Origin of the sequence: Rhizobium mongolense subsp. loessense, from assembly GCF_900099775.1 — a bacterium.
In the GTDB taxonomy this organism is placed as follows: Bacteria; Pseudomonadota; Alphaproteobacteria; order Rhizobiales; family Rhizobiaceae; genus Rhizobium; species Rhizobium loessense.
In genome coordinates this window covers 157,609-176,791 of record NZ_FMTM01000006.1, presented here as the reverse complement: position 1 = coordinate 176,791, position 19,183 = coordinate 157,609, and the positions used below count along the sequence as shown (strand labels likewise).

At 59.1% G+C, this 19,183-nt stretch carries 8 protein-coding genes; 1 reads left to right on the top strand and 7 read right to left on the bottom strand.

Annotated features, from left to right (window positions below; all coding sequences use genetic code 11):
- Window positions 1-45 precede the first annotated feature (45 nt).
- Window positions 46-3,510 (bottom strand): pyruvate carboxylase, encoded by a 3,465-nt coding sequence (pyc, locus tag BLP23_RS20165; protein WP_092586624.1) that lies wholly within the window; start codon window positions 3,508-3,510, stop codon window positions 46-48.
- A gap of 127 nt (window positions 3,511-3,637) precedes the next feature.
- The gene (locus BLP23_RS20160; protein ID WP_092586623.1) at window positions 3,638-4,378 is read right to left on the bottom strand and encodes an autoinducer binding domain-containing protein; all 741 of its coding nucleotides are present in this window, start codon (window positions 4,376-4,378) and stop codon (window positions 3,638-3,640) included.
- Between the two features lie 306 nt (window positions 4,379-4,684).
- Here BLP23_RS20160 and BLP23_RS20155 point away from each other — a divergent pair, with 306 nt between their 5' ends.
- Complete coding sequence (locus BLP23_RS20155) at window positions 4,685-6,448, top strand: glucan ABC transporter ATP-binding protein/ permease (RefSeq protein WP_092586622.1); 1,764 nt, start codon at window positions 4,685-4,687, stop codon at window positions 6,446-6,448.
- Window positions 6,449-6,726: 278 nt separating this feature from the next.
- Here the strand turns inward: BLP23_RS20155 and BLP23_RS34645 are convergent, their stop codons facing one another.
- The 5 genes from BLP23_RS34645 to BLP23_RS33750 form a co-directional block, all read right to left on the bottom strand.
- Window positions 6,727-7,050: a DUF6074 family protein gene (locus tag BLP23_RS34645; protein ID WP_092586621.1), complete on the bottom strand. Its 324-nt coding sequence runs from the start codon at window positions 7,048-7,050 to the stop codon at window positions 6,727-6,729.
- Between the two features lie 142 nt (window positions 7,051-7,192).
- Window positions 7,193-8,506, bottom strand: a complete 1,314-nt coding sequence (locus tag BLP23_RS20145) for an MFS transporter (protein WP_092586620.1) — start codon at window positions 8,504-8,506, stop codon at window positions 7,193-7,195.
- Window positions 8,507-8,663: 157 nt separating this feature from the next.
- Window positions 8,664-9,893: an OpgC family protein gene (locus BLP23_RS20140; RefSeq protein WP_092586619.1), complete on the bottom strand. Its 1,230-nt coding sequence runs from the start codon at window positions 9,891-9,893 to the stop codon at window positions 8,664-8,666.
- Between the two features lie 98 nt (window positions 9,894-9,991).
- Window positions 9,992-18,508 (bottom strand): glycoside hydrolase family 94 protein, encoded by an 8,517-nt coding sequence (locus BLP23_RS20135; RefSeq protein ID WP_092586618.1) that lies wholly within the window; start codon window positions 18,506-18,508, stop codon window positions 9,992-9,994.
- Between the two features lie 432 nt (window positions 18,509-18,940).
- Window positions 18,941-19,105, bottom strand: coding sequence for a hypothetical protein (locus BLP23_RS33750; protein WP_167363946.1), 165 nt, complete (start codon window positions 19,103-19,105; stop codon window positions 18,941-18,943).
- Window positions 19,106-19,183 lie beyond the last annotated feature (78 nt).

Sequence of the window (19,183 nt, the reverse complement as noted above, 5' to 3'; positions counted from 1 at the left end):
CACGCAAGGGCGGCCCGGTGGCCACCCTAGCCCTTCGATTTCCAATTAGCCCGCATAGCTTACCAGCAGGTCCTTGGCGTCGATCTGGTCGCCGGCCTTGACGAGAACTTCGGCGATCGTGCCGTCTTTCTCCGCGTGGATCGCCGTCTCCATCTTCATGGCCTCGATCGACACAAGCACGTCGCCGGCACTGACTGCCTGGCCCGGCGAAACAAAGACGCGAGAAATAACGCCCGGCATCGGCGCGCCGACATGGGCGGCGTTTCCAGGCTCGGCCTTCCGGCGAGCAGCAGCACCGGAAGCGCCATGCGCACGATCCGGCACCTTGATGCGGCGCGGCTGGCCATTGAGCTCGAAAAACACCGTCACCATACCCTGGCTGTCCGTGCCGCTCATCGCCTGATTGACGATGACCAGCGTCTTGCCCTTTTCGATATCGGCAAAGAGTTCCTCGCCGTCCGCCAGACCGTAGAAATAGGCGGGCGTCGGCAGGACGGAGACCGGGCCATAGGTATCGGAGGCAAACGCAAAGTCGGTGAAGACCTTGGGATACATGAGGTAGGAGGCAAATTCGAAATCATTCACCGAGCGTTCGAGTTTGGTCTCGATCTCCCGGCGCTCGGCATCGAGATCGGCGTCCTCGAGCAATGAGCCCGGACGAACCGTGTAGGGCTTCTCGCCCTTCAGCGCCTTCTTCTGCAGCGCTTCCGGCCAGCCGGACGGCGGTTGGCCGAGATCGCCCTTCAGCATCGAAACGACCGATTCCGGAAACGAGACCTCCTTCTCCGGACTGACGACATCGGCAACCGTGAGGTCCTGGGAAACCATCATCAGCGCCATATCGCCGACCACCTTGGAAGACGGCGTCACCTTGACGATATCGCCGAACATCTGGTTGGCGTCGGCATAGGCCTGCGCCACCTTGTGCCACTTCGTCTCCAGCCCAAGCGAGCGGGCCTGTTCCTTGAGATTGGTGAACTGGCCACCCGGCATTTCATGCAGATAGACTTCCGATGCCGGCCCCTTGAGGTCGCTTTCGAAGGCTGCGTATTGGTTGCGCACCGCTTCCCAGTAGAAGGAGATGCGTCGGATCCATTCCGGATCGAGCCCCGGATCGCGCTCGGAGCCGGAGAGCGCCTCGACAATCGAACCGAGACAGGGCTGCGAGGTGTTGCCGGAAAGCGCATCCATGGCGGCATCGACCGCGTCGACGCCGGCATCGACGGCTGCAAGCACGGTCGCAGCCGCAATGCCGGACGTATCGTGCGTATGGAAATGGATCGGCAGGCTTGTCGCGTCGCGGAGCGCCTTGAAGAGTACCTTTGCAGCAGCAGGCTTCAGCAGACCCGCCATATCCTTCAGTGCAATGATGTGAGCTCCGGCCTTTTCGAGCTCAACGGCAAGGTCGGTGTAGTATTTCAGATCATATTTCGGGCGCGCCGAATTCAGGATGTCACCGGTATAGCAGATCGCCGCTTCGCACAGCTTGTTCTCTTCGGCAACCGCATCCATCGACACGCGCATGTTTTCGACCCAGTTCAGGCAGTCGAAGACGCGGAAGAGGTCGATGCCGCCCTTTGCGGCCTGCCGGACGAAGTATTTGACGACATTGTCCGGATAATTCTTGTATCCGACGCCGTTGGCACCGCGCAGCAGCATCTGCAGCAGCAGGTTCGGTGCGCCTTCTCGGATCAGCGCCAGACGCTCCCATGGATCTTCCGTCAGGAAGCGCATGGAAACGTCGAAAGTCGCACCGCCCCAGCATTCGAGCGACAGCAGATTTGGTAGCGCATGGGCATAGGTCCCGGCGACGCGGGCGATGTCGTAAGTGCGCATGCGCGTCGCCAGAAGCGACTGATGACCATCGCGCATCGTCGTATCGGTTATCAGCACGCGCTTTTCGCCTCGCATCCACTCGCCGAACTTCTTCGGGCCGAGCTTGTCGAGACGCTGCTTGGTGCCGTCCTTAACCTTGCTGCCGTTGGCATAGGGAACGACCGGCTCTGCAGCGTTTTCCAGTGGCCGCGGCCTGTCCTTGGCTTCGGGATGGCCATTGACGGTCACGTCGGCAAGATAGGTCAAAAGCTTCGTCGCGCGGTCCTGACGCTTGACCTGCTGGAAAAGCTCCGGCGTCGAGTCGATAAACCGGGTTGTATAGCTGTTGTCCTTGAACTTCGGGTGTCCGATGATCGCTTCAAGGAAGGTAAGGTTGGTTGCCACGCCGCGAATGCGGAATTCACGCAGCGCCCGGTCCATGCGCGAGATCGCCTCGAGCGGATTCGGCGCCCAGGCCGTCACCTTGACGAGCAGCGGATCGTAATAGCGGGTAATGATTGCTCCCGAATAGGACGTGCCGCCATCAAGACGGATGCCGAAACCCGAGGCCGAGCGATAGGCAGTGATGCGGCCGTAGTCCGGGATGAAGTTATGTTCCGGATCTTCCGTCGTGATGCGGCACTGCAGTGCGTGGCCGTTGAGCTTGATATCCTGCTGCTTGGGAACGCCTGATTCTGGCGTACCGATCGCGTAGCCATCGAGGATATGGATCTGTGCCTTGACGATATCGATGCCGGTCACGACTTCGGTGACCGTGTGCTCGACCTGGATACGCGGATTGACTTCGATGAAGTAGAATTTTCCGGTATCGGAATCCATTAGATATTCGACGGTGCCGGCGCCGATATAGTTCGTCGCCTTGGCGATCTTCAGCGAATAGGCGGCAAGCTCCTGGCGCTGCGCTTCCGAAAGATAGGGTGCCGGCGCACGCTCGACGACCTTCTGGTTGCGGCGCTGGATCGAGCAGTCGCGCTCGAAGAGGTGCACGACATTGCCGTGCGTATCGCCAAGCACCTGGCTTTCGACGTGGCGGGCGCGCTCGACGAGCTTTTCGAGATAGACCTCGTCCTTGCCGAAGGCGGCCATCGCCTCGCGCTTGGCTTCAGTCACCTCGCGGGCAAGGTCCTTCGGGTCGCGAATGGCGCGCATACCGCGCCCACCGCCGCCCCAGGAAGCTTTCAGCATGACCGGATAGCCAATCTCCTCGGCCATGCGGGCGACTTCCTTCATGTCGTCCGGGAGCGGGTCGGTTGCCGGAACCACTGGCACGCCGACCGAGATCGCCAGATTGCGCGCGGCGACCTTGTTGCCGAGCTGGCGCATCGTATCGGCCTTCGGGCCGATAAAGGTGATGCCCGCCTTGTTGCAGGCATCTACGAATTCAGGGCTCTCCGACAGCAGGCCATAACCCGGATGGATGGCATCGGCGCCCGATAGCTTGGCAACGCGGATGACCTCATCGATCGAAAGGTAGCTTTCGATCGGCCCGAGATCGCGTTCAAGGTGAGGCCCGCGGCCGACCTGATAGCTTTCGTCCGCCTTGAAGCGGTGCAGTGCCAGTTTGTCCTCTTCCGCCCATATCGCGACCGTTTTTATCCCCAGCTCATTGGCCGCGCGGAACACGCGGATGGCAATTTCGGAACGATTGGCGACGAGTATCTTGGATATGGGCAATGCGCTCTCCTCACGGCATCGAAACGGGCAATGCTGCACCCGCGAAGAAAATTCTTAACGCGCCGTTACAGAAAGTTCAATTTCCCTTGCGAAATAGAATTTCCCAAATGCGAGGGTCGCGAGCAAACTAGGTGACGAGCCCGTGCCGGAAAGCCAGCGCCACCGCCTGCTGGCGGTTCTTGGCCTTCAGCTTGTCCTGCAACCCATTCATATACCAATCGACCGTGTGGTTCGAGATGCTGAGCACCTTGCTGATCTCCATCGAGGTCAGGCCGTCGGCCAAGTAATGCAGGATTTCGAGCTCACGGCGCGTTAGCGGCATATTGACCGATGAAGCGCTTTCGAGTGACTTTGCTTCGCCTTTGAGATCAAGCAGCCGCCAGAACGCTTTGCGGGCAACGGTTTCGAACAATGACATCTCGACCGGCGACAATTCGACGGGCCCACCGCCGACGCTCAAGTTTCCGAGCACGCCGCTTTTGCCGTGAATGGGGAAGATGTAGCCGTCGCGGAGGCCGTGGGCATGGGCATCCGCCATCATCTGTTCCATTCGCCGCTGATGCGGATCGCGGCGGTAGGCGGCAAGGCTTTCCTTCCATCGAAATGGCCTTTGCGCCTGGGCCAGATACCGCACTGTTGGATCTATCAGGACATATTTTTTTGCAACATATGTTTGCGGCCAGTTCTCAGGCCAATGCCCAGCAAGTACGAGACCCCAAGGATCGTGGTTCTGCTTCAGGTGACGCAGCAATCCATAATATTCGAAGCCATAGGAATGAACGGCTCGCCGGAGTTCCTCAACGACATTTTCGGACTTCGTGCATTCCTCTATGACGACGAGCAATTGAACCAAAGAATGGATATTCACAAAAAAGCCCCTTGCCCGGCAATGGGCGATCGGTGAAGGCCGTCGGTCGGACCACCTGAACGTGGCAACGACGGTCTTCGATTAACAAGCTGGCTTTCATATAAGGTTTATGGATTGCTAAAGCTTGGTTTAAATACAAGTGGAAATTGTTGCACTCCCGATCGGTTGAGCAGCTTCGCGCTACGGTTAATCTGTCGAATCCTGCAGAAACATCTCATCTGAATGCGCCGTTAATCGTCGGTTCAGGTGTTCTTTCATAGCATCGCGCCATCCCGTTTTTTGCAGATGCACACAAGAGGTACCGCCGTGTCATTATTCAAGGTCTATGCAAGAGCTTTGCGCTACCTTGGCGCTTACAAGCTCCGCGTATCCCTGGTGGTCGTTGCGAACATTGTTCTGGCTGCGATCACGATTGCGGAGCCTGTTTTGTTCGGTCGCATCATCGATGCCATTTCAGGCAATGGCGAGGTCAAGCCCATTCTGTTCATGTGGGCCGGGTTTGCCGTCTTCAATACAATCGCCTTCGTTCTTGTCGCCCGCGAGGCGGACAGGCTGGCCCATGGCCGGCGCGCGACTTTGCTGACGGAAGCATTTGGCCGCATCATCTCGATGCCGCTCTCCTGGCATCACCAGCGCGGTACGTCGAACGCGTTGCATACGCTGCTGCGCGCTTGCGAAACGCTCTTCGGTCTCTGGCTCGAATTCATGCGTAACCACCTCTCGACCGCGGTCGCCATTGCGCTTCTGGTGCCGACCGCCATGGCCATGGACCTGAGATTGTCCGGCGTGCTGGTCGTGCTTGGTCTTGCCTACTGGCTGATCGGCCGTCTGGTCATGAGCCGAACGAAGGACGGACAGGCTTCGGTCGAAAACCACTATCACACCGTTTTCTCGCATGTGAGCGACTCGATCAGCAACGTTTCGGTCCTGCACAGCTACAACCGCATCGAAGCTGAAACCAAGGCGCTCAAGGGCTTTGCCGACCGCCTGCTGCAGGCTCAGTACCCGGTCCTCGACTGGTGGGCCCTTGCCGGTGCTCTGAACCGAATGGCATCGACCATCGCCATGATGATCATCCTTGTGATCGGCACGCTTTTGGTGCAGGCCGGCGAGTTGCGGATCGGTGACGTCATCGCGTTCATCGGCTTTGCAAACCTCTTGATCTCGCGCCTCGACCAGATGCGCCAGTTCGCTACGCAGATTTTCGAAGCCCGCGCGAAGCTTGAAGACTTCTATATGCTCGAAGACTCCGTTCGCGAGCGCGAAGAACCGGCGGGCAATGCCGACATCAAGGACGTCAAGGGCGAAGTCGAATTCCGCGACGTCTCCTTCGGCTTCGGCAACTCGTCGCAAGGCCTGCACAATGTCTCCTTCTCGGTGAAGGCTGGCCAGACAGTCGCGATCGTAGGCCCGACAGGTGCGGGTAAGACGACGCTCGTCAATCTGCTGCAGCGCGTCTACGATCCGGACAGCGGCCAGATCCTGGTGGATAGCCACGACATCACCAAGGTCACCCGTAGGTCGCTGCGCCGTTATATCGCCACCGTGTTCCAGGATGCGGGTCTGCTCAACCGTTCGATCAGCGACAATATCCGCCTTGGCCGAGAAGGTGCCAGCGAGGAAGAGATGCGCCGTGCTGCGGAAGCGGCAGCCGCGGCGGACTTCATCGAGACGCGCGAGGAACAGTATGACACGCATGTCGGCGAGCGTGGCAACAGGCTCTCGGGCGGGGAGCGCCAGCGTGTGGCCATCGCCCGCGCCATCCTCAAGGATGCGCCGATCCTGGTTCTCGACGAGGCGACCAGCGCGCTGGACGTGGAGACCGAGAACCGCGTGAAGGCTGCAATCGACAACCTTCGCCAGAACCGAACCACCTTTATCATCGCGCACCGCCTCTCGACGGTTCGTGAAGCAGACAAGGTGCTCTTCCTCGACAATGGCCGGATCGTCGAACAGGGTAGTTTCGATGAACTCAGCCACAGCAACGGCCGCTTTGCAGCGCTGCTTCGCGCCAGCGGTATCCTGACGGACGAGGAAGTCCGCAAGGCTCATACGACCGAAGCTGCTTAACTAGGTTCGAAAGCGAAAATGAAAGGCCGGAGGGGAAACCTACCGGCCTTTTTTATCGGGGTTAGAAACTCGGGACGCGCTGCAAATGAGATCGTTGCCGGAATGCACCCGAGCCCTTTCTTCCGCCGCCGCAAAGTGGAATTCGATGCTAAGACAACGCTATGGCATTCGGGTGTTCAGTGAAGGGTTACGAACTGTAAAGCGATACGGCTCAGTACCTCAGACGGGTCTCAAGGCCTTGATGCCGTGACAGCTGCGGCAGCGGACGGTTTATCGCGTCAGAGGCGACGGCGCCCTCTGCCTTGCCTCGCGCGGCTTTCGGATAAAGCGCGCAACTGATGTCTCTCTACCAGAGCGGCCTGAACCGCGGCCTGGAAGGACAAGACGCGCTCCCGAATCTTCTCCTCGCGCAAGCCACATCTTGAAAGCTCCTCCGCCAGCAAACGGCACTCGGCTTTCCAGAACGCGACCGCCGGTTCTCCGTGCAGATCATCAAGCGTTGCGGCGCAGCGCTCGATATCGCCGGGCTGGGGGATGGTTGGAAATATCACGATTTCGCTTGCAGTCAGCGCGGCGAGAGGGGTGTCGAAAGAAGATGCCATCGAATCAATCCATGTTTCCATCAGACTGTTAGGCTTGTGTTGGTTAACGTTTACCTTCTCTCGCGGAATAATGCCGTTGCTGACCGACTAAAGCCAAAGCCCCAGGAGCCGATACTTCTGCTGGGACCTTGGCTTGGCATTGTTAGGATTGCGCGCGCTGTTGCACAGTTGCGCTCTCTACGGCGGGAATCTGTGTACGCGACATCACGCGTCCGACCACGAGCACCAGCAGCGCGGCGGCAGCCAAGCACGCGGCAAGAAAGAACATCGGCGCAATCGTGCTTCCCGTACTGTCCTTGATCCAGGGCACGACGTTCTGGGCGACAAAGCCGCCGAGATTGCCGACGGAGTTGATTGCGGCGAGCCCGGCCGCCGCACCAGCGCCTCTCAGAAAGCGTGACGGCAGGCTCCAGAAGACCGGCTGGCCGGCGAAGATGCCCGCTGCAGCGATGCAGAGAAATGCGAACTGGACGCCATGGTCCGGAATAACAGCAGAAAGGACAAGGCATATGGCGCCCAGCAGTGCCGGAATGACGATATACGGTGTCTTCGAAGCTGCCCTGTCTGCCATCGACGGGACGATGTAAAGCGCCACCGCCACGAGGACCCAGGGTATGATGTTCAGAAAGCCGTTGCCCGTGTTGCTGACGCCGAATTCCTTGACGATGGTCGGGAGCCAATAGCTCAGACCGTAGGCTGCAAGAGGAAAGCCGACGTAGCACAATGCCATGAGAAGTACCTTCGGATTGATGAGCGCCTTGAAGCCATTCTCCGCGTTCTTGTCCATGTCTGCATTTTCCGCCTCAATCCTGCGTTTGAGCCAGCTCTTCTCCGCATCGCTCAGAAAGTTCGCATTCTCTGGGCGATCCGAGAGGTAAAACAGCGTGACCACACCTGCCACGACGGCTGGAATACCCGTCGCGATGAACACCCATTGCCAGCCGGCGATGCCATAAAGCCCGTCGAGATCGAGCAGCATGCCGCCCAGCGGCGCGCCGACGGCATTGGCAAGGGCGCTGAAGATCATGAACAGTCCGACCATCGTACCGCGATAGGCGGACGGATACCAAAGTGTCAGCAGATAAAGGACGCCCGGAAAGAACCCGGCTTCGCAGGCACCAAGAAGAAAGCGGAGAATGTAGAACATCGTCGCATTCTGCGTGTAGGCCAGGGCGATCGTAACTGCGCCCCACGAGAGCAAAATACGCGCAAACCATTTGCTGGCGCCGTACCGCTCGAGCAGCAGATTGCTCGGGACTTCAAACAGGAAATAACCGATGAAGAAGAGCGAGGCGCCGAGGCCGTAGGCATATTCGCTCATTCCAAGCGCGCCGACCATTTCCAGCTTGGCGAAGCTGACATTTTGGCGATCGATGTAGGCGATGAGATAAAGAACGCCTAGGAACGGCATGAGCCGCCACGTGATTTTGGCAATCAGTTGCTTTTCGTCGACCATGAATTTCTCCTTGGGCAATTGCATTTGGGCGGGGAAAAGATACGGCGAGCTCGCCATCATCAATTGTCGGCCGATGGCCGAACTGCAGGCCAAGGCCGATCGATCAAAACCGGCTGACGGTTTCGCCAGCCGGTTTTGATATCGCAAAAAGAGAGAGCTATTTGTCGCGATAGAGCTTTCGTCCATCACCGACGCGGACGGCGACGGGAACGGAAGCACCACGCCCCATCGACCTGGCCTTCGCGGTACCGTCGATGCGTTTGCGCTCGAGGTGGTAGGCATACGCGAACTGACCCGAGATGCCTGCGACGACAAAGAGTGCACCGATCATCTGGTCGTGATTGGTAATGTAGAGCAGCACCTGGCCCGCCATCGCAAGAATTGTCCCTGCCACGAAGATATTCAGCGAGTGACGGCCAATGATGGTCAGCGGATGATCCGACGGACGGCGCAGGATACGAGACAGCACGGGAATATTGATCACGAGGTAGCTGAGCGCCAACACATGCAGCAGCCGCGGCAGTGACAGGAAAGTCTTGTCGAAACCGGTAAGCACAGGCGGCAAGCCAAGTGCTGCCAGTACATTGCCGAGGTCCCAGAGGTGACCGACAACCCAAGCAAAGGACAGCGCTACGTAGCCGGAAGCCAACACGAACAAAATCGGGTGCTCCGGCAGCTTGCCGCCACGCTTGACATGCATGATGCCAACGGCGCCGATCGTGAACAAGAACTGCCAGGAGAGTGGATTGAGGAACCAGTAGTCGGCGATGAGCATGTTGTGCGGCGCTATCTGATAGATGCCCGCAATGAGCCACACAGCACCCGAAACACCAAGCGCCAGAAGCGGATGGGCCGAGTAAAGAAGCAAGATGACCGGGACCATGAGCATCAGCGCGCCGTACATCGGCAATATGTTGTTGTAGCCGATCTGGTGGCCAAGCAGAAGCAGGGCGGGTATTCCCTCCGTCAGGTTCATCAAGACGGCGAGGATATTGATTTCGACCAGCAATCCCGGCCGGTGGAACAACCAGGCGCCGCAAATGAACAGCGCGAGCGTTATGAAGGTCGTGATCATGTGGGCGAGATAGAGGGTGAAGGCGCGCTTGATCGCCTTCTTCGCCATGTCAAGTCGCCTGCCGACCTTGAAGCCGGCGCCATAGGCCAGTCCGACCGCAATGCCCGAGATCAGCACGAAGGCTTCCGCAGCGTCCGAGAAGCCGAAATTCTTCGTCGTCACAAACTCGAATATCTGGCCGGGAACGTGATTGATGAAAATCGTGATGAGGGCAAGGCCACGCAGAACATCAAGCCTCGTGTCGCGCGCCGGTCGCACTGCTGATTGAGGCAAGCGCTCAGCGCCGATGGCGTTTTCCGGCGTAGCCGCCATGATGTTTCTCCTGTTTCGATCTGCAAACGCGGTTGCAGCCAAAAAGTTTCACCTTTTGGCTGCAACGAATCGCCGGAGTGTGAGCGTCGAAAATGCTGCTATCCGACCGAATATCCCTCATGGGGATTGGCGACTTCGCTGCCGTTGATGACCAGAGTGTAGCCGTCCGGATGGGACGATTTTGAGACCGAAATGCGATATTTCACACCTGAGTGTTCGATCTCCGCCGAAAAACCGTCCCAACCGCTCGGCAGTGCCGGACGAACAAAAATCCGTCCGTTTTTCAAACGGATACCGAGAATCCCTTCGACTGCGGCACGATAGAGCCAGCCCGCGGAACCCGTATACCACGTCCAGCCGCCGCGGCCCTTGAGCGCGCCTTCGCCGTAGACATCGGCAGCCACGGTGTAGGGCTCGACTCGATAGTGCTCGGCCGAAGCCTTGTCGCGCGCATGGGTGATCGGGTTCAGGAGTTCGAAGCAGGCCAGTGCATCATCGCCCCGGTTGAGCTCAGCAAGCGCCATAACCACCCACGTGGCCGCATGCGTATACTGGCCGCCATTCTCGCGAACGCCGGGAGGATAGGCCTTGATATAACCCGGATCCCTGACCGACGTGGCAAAAGGCGGGGTAAAGAGGCGGATGATTCGCGCTTCTTTGTCCACAAGACGGTTCAAAACTGCGTCCATGGCCTTGACCGCGTGATCGGGATTGCCTTCGCCGGAAAGCACGCTCCAGGATTGCGCGATCGAATCGATCTGGCATTCCAGGCTTTCCTTCGAACCGAGCAGGCTGCCGTCGTCGAATGTGCCTCGACGATAATAGCCGCCGTCCCAACCTTCACTTTCGAGCGCGGACTTCAGTTGACCGAGATGTTTCGTCCAGCGCTCGACGCGGGCAGCGTCGCTCCGCTCTTGCGCATAAGGAATGAAGGACCGCAGCGCGCCTGCCAGGAACCAGCCAAGCCAGACGCTTGTACCCTGGCCTTGGATGCCGACGCGGTTCATCCCGTCGTTCCAGTCGCCGCCCATGATCAGCGGCAGGCCGTTCGAGCCCTTTCGCTTGATCGCGAGATCAAGGGCCAAGGCAGCATGCTCGTAGATGCTGGCCTTGTCGTCCGAAACTTCCGGACGATAGAAGGAGTCGTGCTGGCCTTCGAGCAACGCCGGGCCCTCGAGGAACGGCAATTCCTCGTCAAGCACGCTCTTGTCGCCCGTTGCGCTGCAATAGTGATGGATCGCATAGGCGAGCCAGACCACGTCGTCCGAAATCAGCGTACGGACACCCGCGCCGGTTCCCGGCAGCCACCAATGCTGGACATCGCCCTCGCGGAACTGCCTCGAGGCAGCGTTGACGATCTGGTTGCGCGCGAGCGATGGCTCCTGAAGCACGAAAGCCAGCGTATCCTGCAACTGGTCGCGGAAGCCAAAGGCGCCGCTTGCCTGATAGAAGGCCGACCGTGCCATGATGCGGCAGCCAAGGCTCTGATAGGGCAGCCAGGCATTGACGAGATTGTTCATGGCCTGGTTCGGCGTCGAAATCTGAACCTTGCCCGTAAAGCTTTGCCAGAAATCACGGTTTGCCTGAACAGTGTCCTCGACAGAGGTCTTGCGGATCTCGGCGATCAAGCTTTGTGCCTCTTGCCTCGAGGCCGTGTCGCCCAGGAAGAACGTGACGTCACGCTCTTCTCCAGCACCGATTTCGATATCGATTGCGAGAGCCGCTGCCGGATCGCCGTCAAGTTCCGTGGCGCCGGAAAGCGCAACGGATGACTTGAGCGCCTGCGGAGCCTGAATCGTGCCCGCCTTGCCGATAAACTCGCGCCTGCTTGTCGTGAAGCTCGACGGCTTCACGCTGGCGGCAAAGAAGGATACCCGGTTCGAGAAGTCGATGCTGTACTGGTTGGCGGCAAGGAGTGCGCCGGTTTCCTCGTCGCGCGATGAGAGGATGAAGGGCACCGAGCGCTGTGGGTTGTTGCCGAGAACCCACTCGACATAGCCGTAGAGCCGCAGCTTGCGCGCGGTGGTGCCTATGTTGCGCAACCGGACGCGTTGCAGCTTGACCGGCCTTTGGCGATCGACCGTCTGTGTCACTTCGAGGGCGATATCGTTCTGCTCGCTGGAGAAGACAGAGTAGCCGAGACCATGGCGTGCCTCAAAGCGGACATCGCTCCTCTGCGAAAGCCCAGCAAAGGGCGTCATCAGCGCGCCACTTTCAAGATCGGTGACGTAAATCGCCTCGCCTGAGCGATTGACAACGGCATCGTTCGACCAGGAGGTCAACTGATAGTCGCGCGAGTTGACGCTCCAGGTGAAACCCGCGCCTTCCGCAGACACATGGAAGCCGAACTTCTCGTTCGAGATCACGTTGATCCAGGGCTGCGGTGTTGCCGTGCCGCCAGCAAGACGAACGACATATTCGCGGCCGTCGCGGGCAAAACCACCGAAGCCGTTCCAGAAGTCGAGATCGCCTTCCTCCTCGATCACGAGCGCCGGCGGCCTGGGCTGCACGACACGCGCCACGCGCTTGACCGGGGTCTTGCGCTGCTCGCGTTCCATTTCCGGCAGGTCGTCCTTGGAAGGTGCAGAAAGGGCGATGGCGCGGTTGATCTGATCGACAACCTTGCCGTTCTTCGCATGGAAGGTGACGCGCGAAGCGGCGATCAGGGCATGATAGGTCGCCTCCTCCATCAAATCCTTCCGGACGGCAAAGATGTGTTGCCGAAGGCCATCGGCCTGGCCAATGCGGCGCACGTTTTCGCACATCTGGTCCACGGCATGCTGCATGTCCTGCGCATAGGAGGATGCACGCTCGTTCATGATGACAAGATCGGCCGTCACGCCACGCGAGCGCAGATATTCCTCCGCCAGCAACGCCTCACGAACGATATCGAGATCCATGTCGTCGTCGATGCGCAGCATGAAGATCGGGAAGTCGCCGGAGATCGCAAGCGGCCACAGCGACGATTGTGACTGCATACCGGCTCGAACTGCCGCAGCATCGGCGCGCAAATCCATGTCGGGATAGACCAAATGCCGGCCGAGATACTGGAAGGCGGCAGCCTGCTGCGACGTCACGCCGACATGGCGCATTTGCACCTGGGTGCGGGTCCAGGCCTGGACAAGCTCATGGTTGAAGGCATCGGCGTGCCGATAGCGCTCGACAGCCTTGTCCACCTCGTCGCGGCTAGGAGCGGCGATCGTCCAGAAGATCACGCTGACTTTCTTGCCGGCCGGCACACGAACCGTGCGGCGCAGCGAAAGGACCGGATCGAGCGTGAAGCCGTCGGTGCCCGAAAGCGTCGCGCCAGGATCGAAGGCTGCGGCATCCGCAAGACTACGGCCGCGGCCGAGGAATTTGCGGCGATCGGTCTCAAATTCCGTTTGCCGGGAAGGACCGGCACTGTCGACGATCAGATGGGCAATGCTCATGTTCGGTTCGCCCGGATCGCGTCTGTTGCGTTCGGCACGGATGACGTCGCCGCGCCTGCCGAATTCCGTCTTCACAAACATGCGGGCGAAAGCCGGATGCGCATTGTCCGTGTCATCCAATGTGATCACCGGTTCCAAATAGGAGGTGACTTCGATGAAGCGGTCTTCCGATCCCATGTTGAGAAGTGTCAGCCTGCGGCCTTCCGCATCATGCTCAGTCGCAACGATGCATTCCAGTTCGCTGCTGAGGTCGCCAACGACCTTGGTGAATTCCGCCTTTTCGTCGGCGAAGAGCACATTGACCTTTTCGCCCTCGACACTTTTTGGTTCGGCCGTGGCCGACCACCATTCATTGGTCGCCGTGTCACGCAGGAAGATGAAGCTTCCCCAGCGGTCTTCCGTCGGGTCGGCTTTCCACCGGGTAACGGCCTGACCGTTCCAGCGTGCGTAGCCGGCACCGGTCGCCGTCAGCATCATCGAATAGTGACCGTTGGACAGGAACATGACTTCGCGATCGCGCGAAAGTGGATCGGCGATCTTGCGAAGCTCCGGCCGCAGCAGATCTTCCTGGATGCTGGCAGGCGTATCCGATTCGTGCTTGCCGCTCATGACGGGGATGTCGCGCGGTGCCTTTTCCTGCAGCAGCAGTTCGGCTGCTTCGATCACCGGATCGGAGTGGAAGAGCTCACGCAGATGCCCATTGAAAGCGACGTTGGCAACCGCCGCAATCGACATGCCATGATGGTGCGCATAGTAGTTGTAGACAACAGCGCATTTCTTGCCTTCCGGCACGCGGGTCGGCGTAAAGTCGACGGCATCATGGAATCCGAATTTGCCGAGCGCACCGAGCTTGCGCAGGCGCTGCAGATTTTCGAGCGCCCCTTGCGGGTCGTATTGGCTGGCGAGGATCGAGGCATAAGGCGCGATGACGGCGTTGTGGCCGAGGCCGCGCTTCAGGCCAAGCGTAGGTACGCCGAAGTTCGTGTACTGATAGTTGAGGTTATGGTCGCGAGCATTGAAGGCCGCTTCCGATATGCCCCACGGAATACCGAGCTTGCGTCCGTAGTTCATCTGCTCGACCACGACCAGATTGTTGGTCTGATTGAGAATACCCCCGCCGCGCTCCTGCATGACGAGCGGCGGCATCAGATATTCGAACATCGAGCCGGACCAAGAGACCAGAGCGCCGCGCGAACCGACCGGCACGACCTGGCGGCCGAGGCGATACCAATGCTCCGTCGGCAAGTCGCCCTTTGCGATGCCGAAGAGACTGGTCAGCCGGCATTCCGACGCCAAAAGGTCGTAGCAGGCCTGGTCGAGCTCGCCGCTTTCGACGCGATAGCCGATCGAAAGAAGCCGGCGTTCCGGACGGAACAGGAAGCTGAAGTCCATCGAGAAGGCGAGATCGCGGGCCTTGTCGCGAAGGGCAATCAGCCGTGGCCGCAAGGCATCGATATTTGAAAGGTCGAACGTGCTGTCGGAAATATGCGCTTCGCAAATCTTGACGAGTGCTTCGGCCCAACGGGTAAGTTCGCCGCTGAGTGCCGACTTCACTTCATGATCGAGATTTGCCGCAAGCTTTTGGATGTCACGCGCAAGAACCGCAAGGTTGATGACGCGGATCGAGGCGAACTCGTGCTCGCGCTTAACGGCGGCGAGCGCGTTCTGGAAGCCGACGATCCGTTCTTCCAGGCGGCGGCGGAGCGGACGGACCGTCTTGCGATCGTCTGGGAGGTCGGCCAGTACTTCGCCGAGGATGCCGGCAGTGTCGCCGACGCCATCGAGATTGCCCTGCATATGCGCCGACGGCGCCTCGGCCCAATTGCGGCAAGCTGACGAAACGGCAATCAGGTGACCGGCGAGATTGCCGCTGTCGACAGCGGAAACGTATCGCGGCCCAAGGGTCTGAAGCGTATCGGTGTGGTACCAGTTAAAGAGATGGCCGCGATACTTTTCCATCTTGTCGATGGTAGCGATCGTCTGCTCCAGCCGCTCGATCGTTTCCTCGAAGGAAAACCAGCCGAACTGGCGACCGGAAACGACCGAGAGCAGATATACGCCGATATTGGTCGGCGAGGTGCGGCTCGCGACGATGACGTGCGGCGTCTCCTGAATATTATCCGGTGGCAGGTAATTCTGTTCTGCCGTAGTGAACGTATCGAAGTAACGCCAGGTGCGGCGCGCGATCTTTCTGAGCTCGCTTGAGACCGAATCGGCGACTTCCAGGCGGTCTTCGGTTTCTGCCGACTGGCTGACATACCAGGCAACGAGCGGCGACAAGGTCCACAACATGGCAAATGGAATGCCGACGAGGAATGCATTGTCGCCGGGAAGTGCTGCAAAGCCGAGTGCGAGCAGCGCCAGCACCGGGGCGTGCCACATCGCGCCGTAGTAGGAGAGAATTGTTCCCTGCCCGCCCGCTTGGACGCTGGCAGCAGTGCGCCATTGCAGCATCAACTTATGGCTGACGAGAAGACGGTAGAGCGAGCGGCCGATCGCATCGGCCATCATGCAAGCCGTATCGGCAATGAAAACGATACGAAGCGCCACCTGGGCGTTCGCAGCGCGGATATCCGACCACACGGTATAAAGATGTGCCCGTGCAACGATATCGCTGGTGCGTGGAATGATGCCGTGTATGAGCGACAGCGTCGGCGCAACGAAGAGGCAGAAGATCAGGAGGATCTGCCATACGAGTGCGCCAAGCGGGCCCATAAAATACCAGCCGAGCACGGAAGCAAAGAACCAGGCGATCGGCGTCAGCGAGCGGCGCAGGTTATCGAACATCTTCCAGCGCCCGAGAGCGGTGACGCCGTATTTTGGATTGAACATATACGGCAGAAGCTGCCAGTCGCCACGCGCCCAGCGATGCTGGCGCGAAGCCTCGACTTCGTAGCGGATCGGGAAGTCCTCGACGAGCTCGAGATCGGTGACGAGTGCGCAGCGCGCCATCGAACCTTCGAGAAGATCGTGGCTCAGCACCGAATTCTCATCGATGCGGTCCCTCAGCGAAGCTTCGAAGGCATCGACATGATAAAGGCCCTTGCCGGTAAACGTGCCTTCGCCTGCGAGGTCCTGATAGACATCGGAAACCGTGAAGACGTAAGGGTCGAGGCCGCGGTTGATCGAGAAGACGCGCTGGAAGACCGAAGCGTCCTTGCCGGTCGTCAGCGACGGGGTCACGCGCGGCTGCAGCACGCCATAGCCGCTTTCGACGCGGCCTGTCTTCGGGTTTATCACCGGACGGTTGATCGGATGATAGAGTTTGCCAACAAGCTTTGTCACGGCATCGCGCATCAGGCGCGTGTCGGAATCGAGCGTCATGATATACTGAACGCCAGCCGGTACAATATTGGCGCCCGGCAGATAGGTCGTGTCGCTGTCGCCGCGCAAAAGCATGTTCAGCTCGTGCAGCTTGCCGCGCTTGCGCTCCCAACCCATCCAGACGCCCTCTGACGGGTTGTAGAGGCGGCGGCGATGCAGGAGATAGAAGCGCGTTTTGCCGTCATAGGCGTAACGTGCCGAAAGATTGGCGATTTCACGTCGGGCGTAGTCCAGCACTTCCAGATCGTTCGGCGTCTCCTCGAAGTCACTGTCCGGCCAGTCGCTCAGCAGCGCGAAATAGATTTCGCCGCGCGGATTGGCGAGATAGTGAACCTCGAGATTGCGAACCAGGTCGTCGACGCTGTCGCGGTTCGAAATCAGGCATGGCACGACAAGCAGCGTGCGTGCATCCTCCGGGATACCTTCCTTGAACTCGTAGCCGACAAGCCGCGATGGCGTCACGAAGAAGGACAGCAAGGTATTGAAAAGACCGGTCGCGCCCTCTGATGCCGGAAGAGAGAACATGAGCAGCAATACGGCGATTTCCAACGTGCCCATGCCGGCATTGGCCATGAAGCGCCCGACGATCGCCATCGCAATGACGGTAAGCAGCATGACGGGGACGGCAATCGACAGCCAGTTGAACTTGCGGACCGTTCGAACAAAATGCTGGACAAAGGTCGGACTATAGTTGGCACGTTCTTCAAGCTTCGGCCGGTGCATGCCGGCGAGAAAGCCGCCGACATTCGGCTCATGCGGTTGCGGCTCCTCGGAGGCTCTGGCTTCGCTGGTCATGTCGAGCGCCAATTGGGCGACTTCCATTTCCGTCAGCGGCGAGCGCTTGGCGAGCTTTTCGATCTGTTTGCGGTATTTGTTGCGTGATCCCGAATCGAGGATCCCGTAATCGGAATTCTCCCAGAGCAGCTTGTCGACATGGCTGACTTGCTCGACCCAGACCGACCATTCCGCATCGTCGATCTCGCGAAGGCTCCGGATGATGTTGCCCATCGTGACATTGCCGGAGGAGAGGCGGCTATGCTCCGCCATCGTCGCTTCCTCGGTATCACGGCCGAGCATTTCCAGACGCTCGTCGAGCCAGGCGATCGCAAGACTAGACGCCTGCGAACCGTCGCGCATGCGATAGAGAAACTGCGTCGAGAACGTATTGTCCTCAGCAAGCGGTTCGAGCGTCCTCAGATACTCTGCAGCCTTCGCCGGATCGTCCAAACGCACGAGTTCGTCGGCCGCCTCGTTCGCGCGGCGGCGTATGCGCCGGCTGCGTTCAACGCGACTGGAAATGCGACGGAGGTTTTCGACGAGAACATAACGCACGAGGGAGGGGACCGCCCAAAGCTCACCGATGCGCAACGTCTCTCCCAGCTGGAAGCCATCGACAAGCGCCGTTAGACTTTCCTGTGACACGGTGCTGTGGGTGTGAGCGACGTAGAGCCAGGCGAGCACCAGCGTGCGTGGTACCTGCACACCATCAACATCGATGGTCGGCAGCTCGCGGTAGAAGCGCCGCGGGAAGTCGCGGCGGACCTCCTGAATTGCCTCTTCGACGATATAGTGGTTGTCGAGAAGCCATTCGGCGGCAGGCGTGATTGTCTCGCCCGCTTCCACGTCGGCCGCGGTCGTGCGGTAAACGCGCAGGATTTCCTTCTCGTTCTCCTTATGTCGTGCAAAAAAATCGAAGGGAGTAAAAGCCGGCAGCGAATCGACGCCTTTGCGGGCGATCGATTCACCCATCGCCTTGATGTCTTCAATCGACAGGTAGGTCGAGCGGACCGAATCGTTGTGGTCGATGTGCTTGACTTCGGTTTCGCGTGACGGGTTTGGAGACGGAATGGAAATGGTCATGGGTTCGGTTCTGGGTCCAAACTAAGGTTATGGTAATTTTGCCTAGCCTTTTGCACCGGCAATTATGACTGCGACATGAACGGCCAAGGGGCTTTCCAGGAAGACGCGAAAGCCACAGATTTCCGATACGAAACGGTTTAGGCCCGATTTATGGCACGATTCTGCCGGTCAGAGCTGCATTTTGCCTCCACCCCCGAAGAACCATCCGGGAAAGTTGGACACCCTCCCGATAAATCAAGTCAAAAGGCACGGAATTGCCCAGCTTTGCTTACCTCAATTTTGGCAGTTCTTGGCTATCAAAATAAAAATCCGGCACCCATCGGGCACCGGATTTTCAAACGTGATTGGACCGCTGTTGTTGTTGGCCGACCCAGCCCGCGGACTTGAGAAGTAAGTTCGCAATGTGCCGGCAATGCCGGCACGACAGCTCGATCAGCCGATAACGCCGCAGACCAAGGCCGCAACGAAAGCGAACGCCGCGGTAAACAGCGTGGCATTGAGCGCAAAATGAAACTTCTGGCGCATTGAAGCCGGCTTCTTGGCCGGTACGGAACCATAATAGTTCGCTTGAGTATGCGAAATACCCAGGTCTGCCATGTGTTGCCTCCGTCTCTTATTATTGGCGCGGCGTCTGCCGGCACTGATATTCCTATATTCTCTATAAGCTAGGTAGAG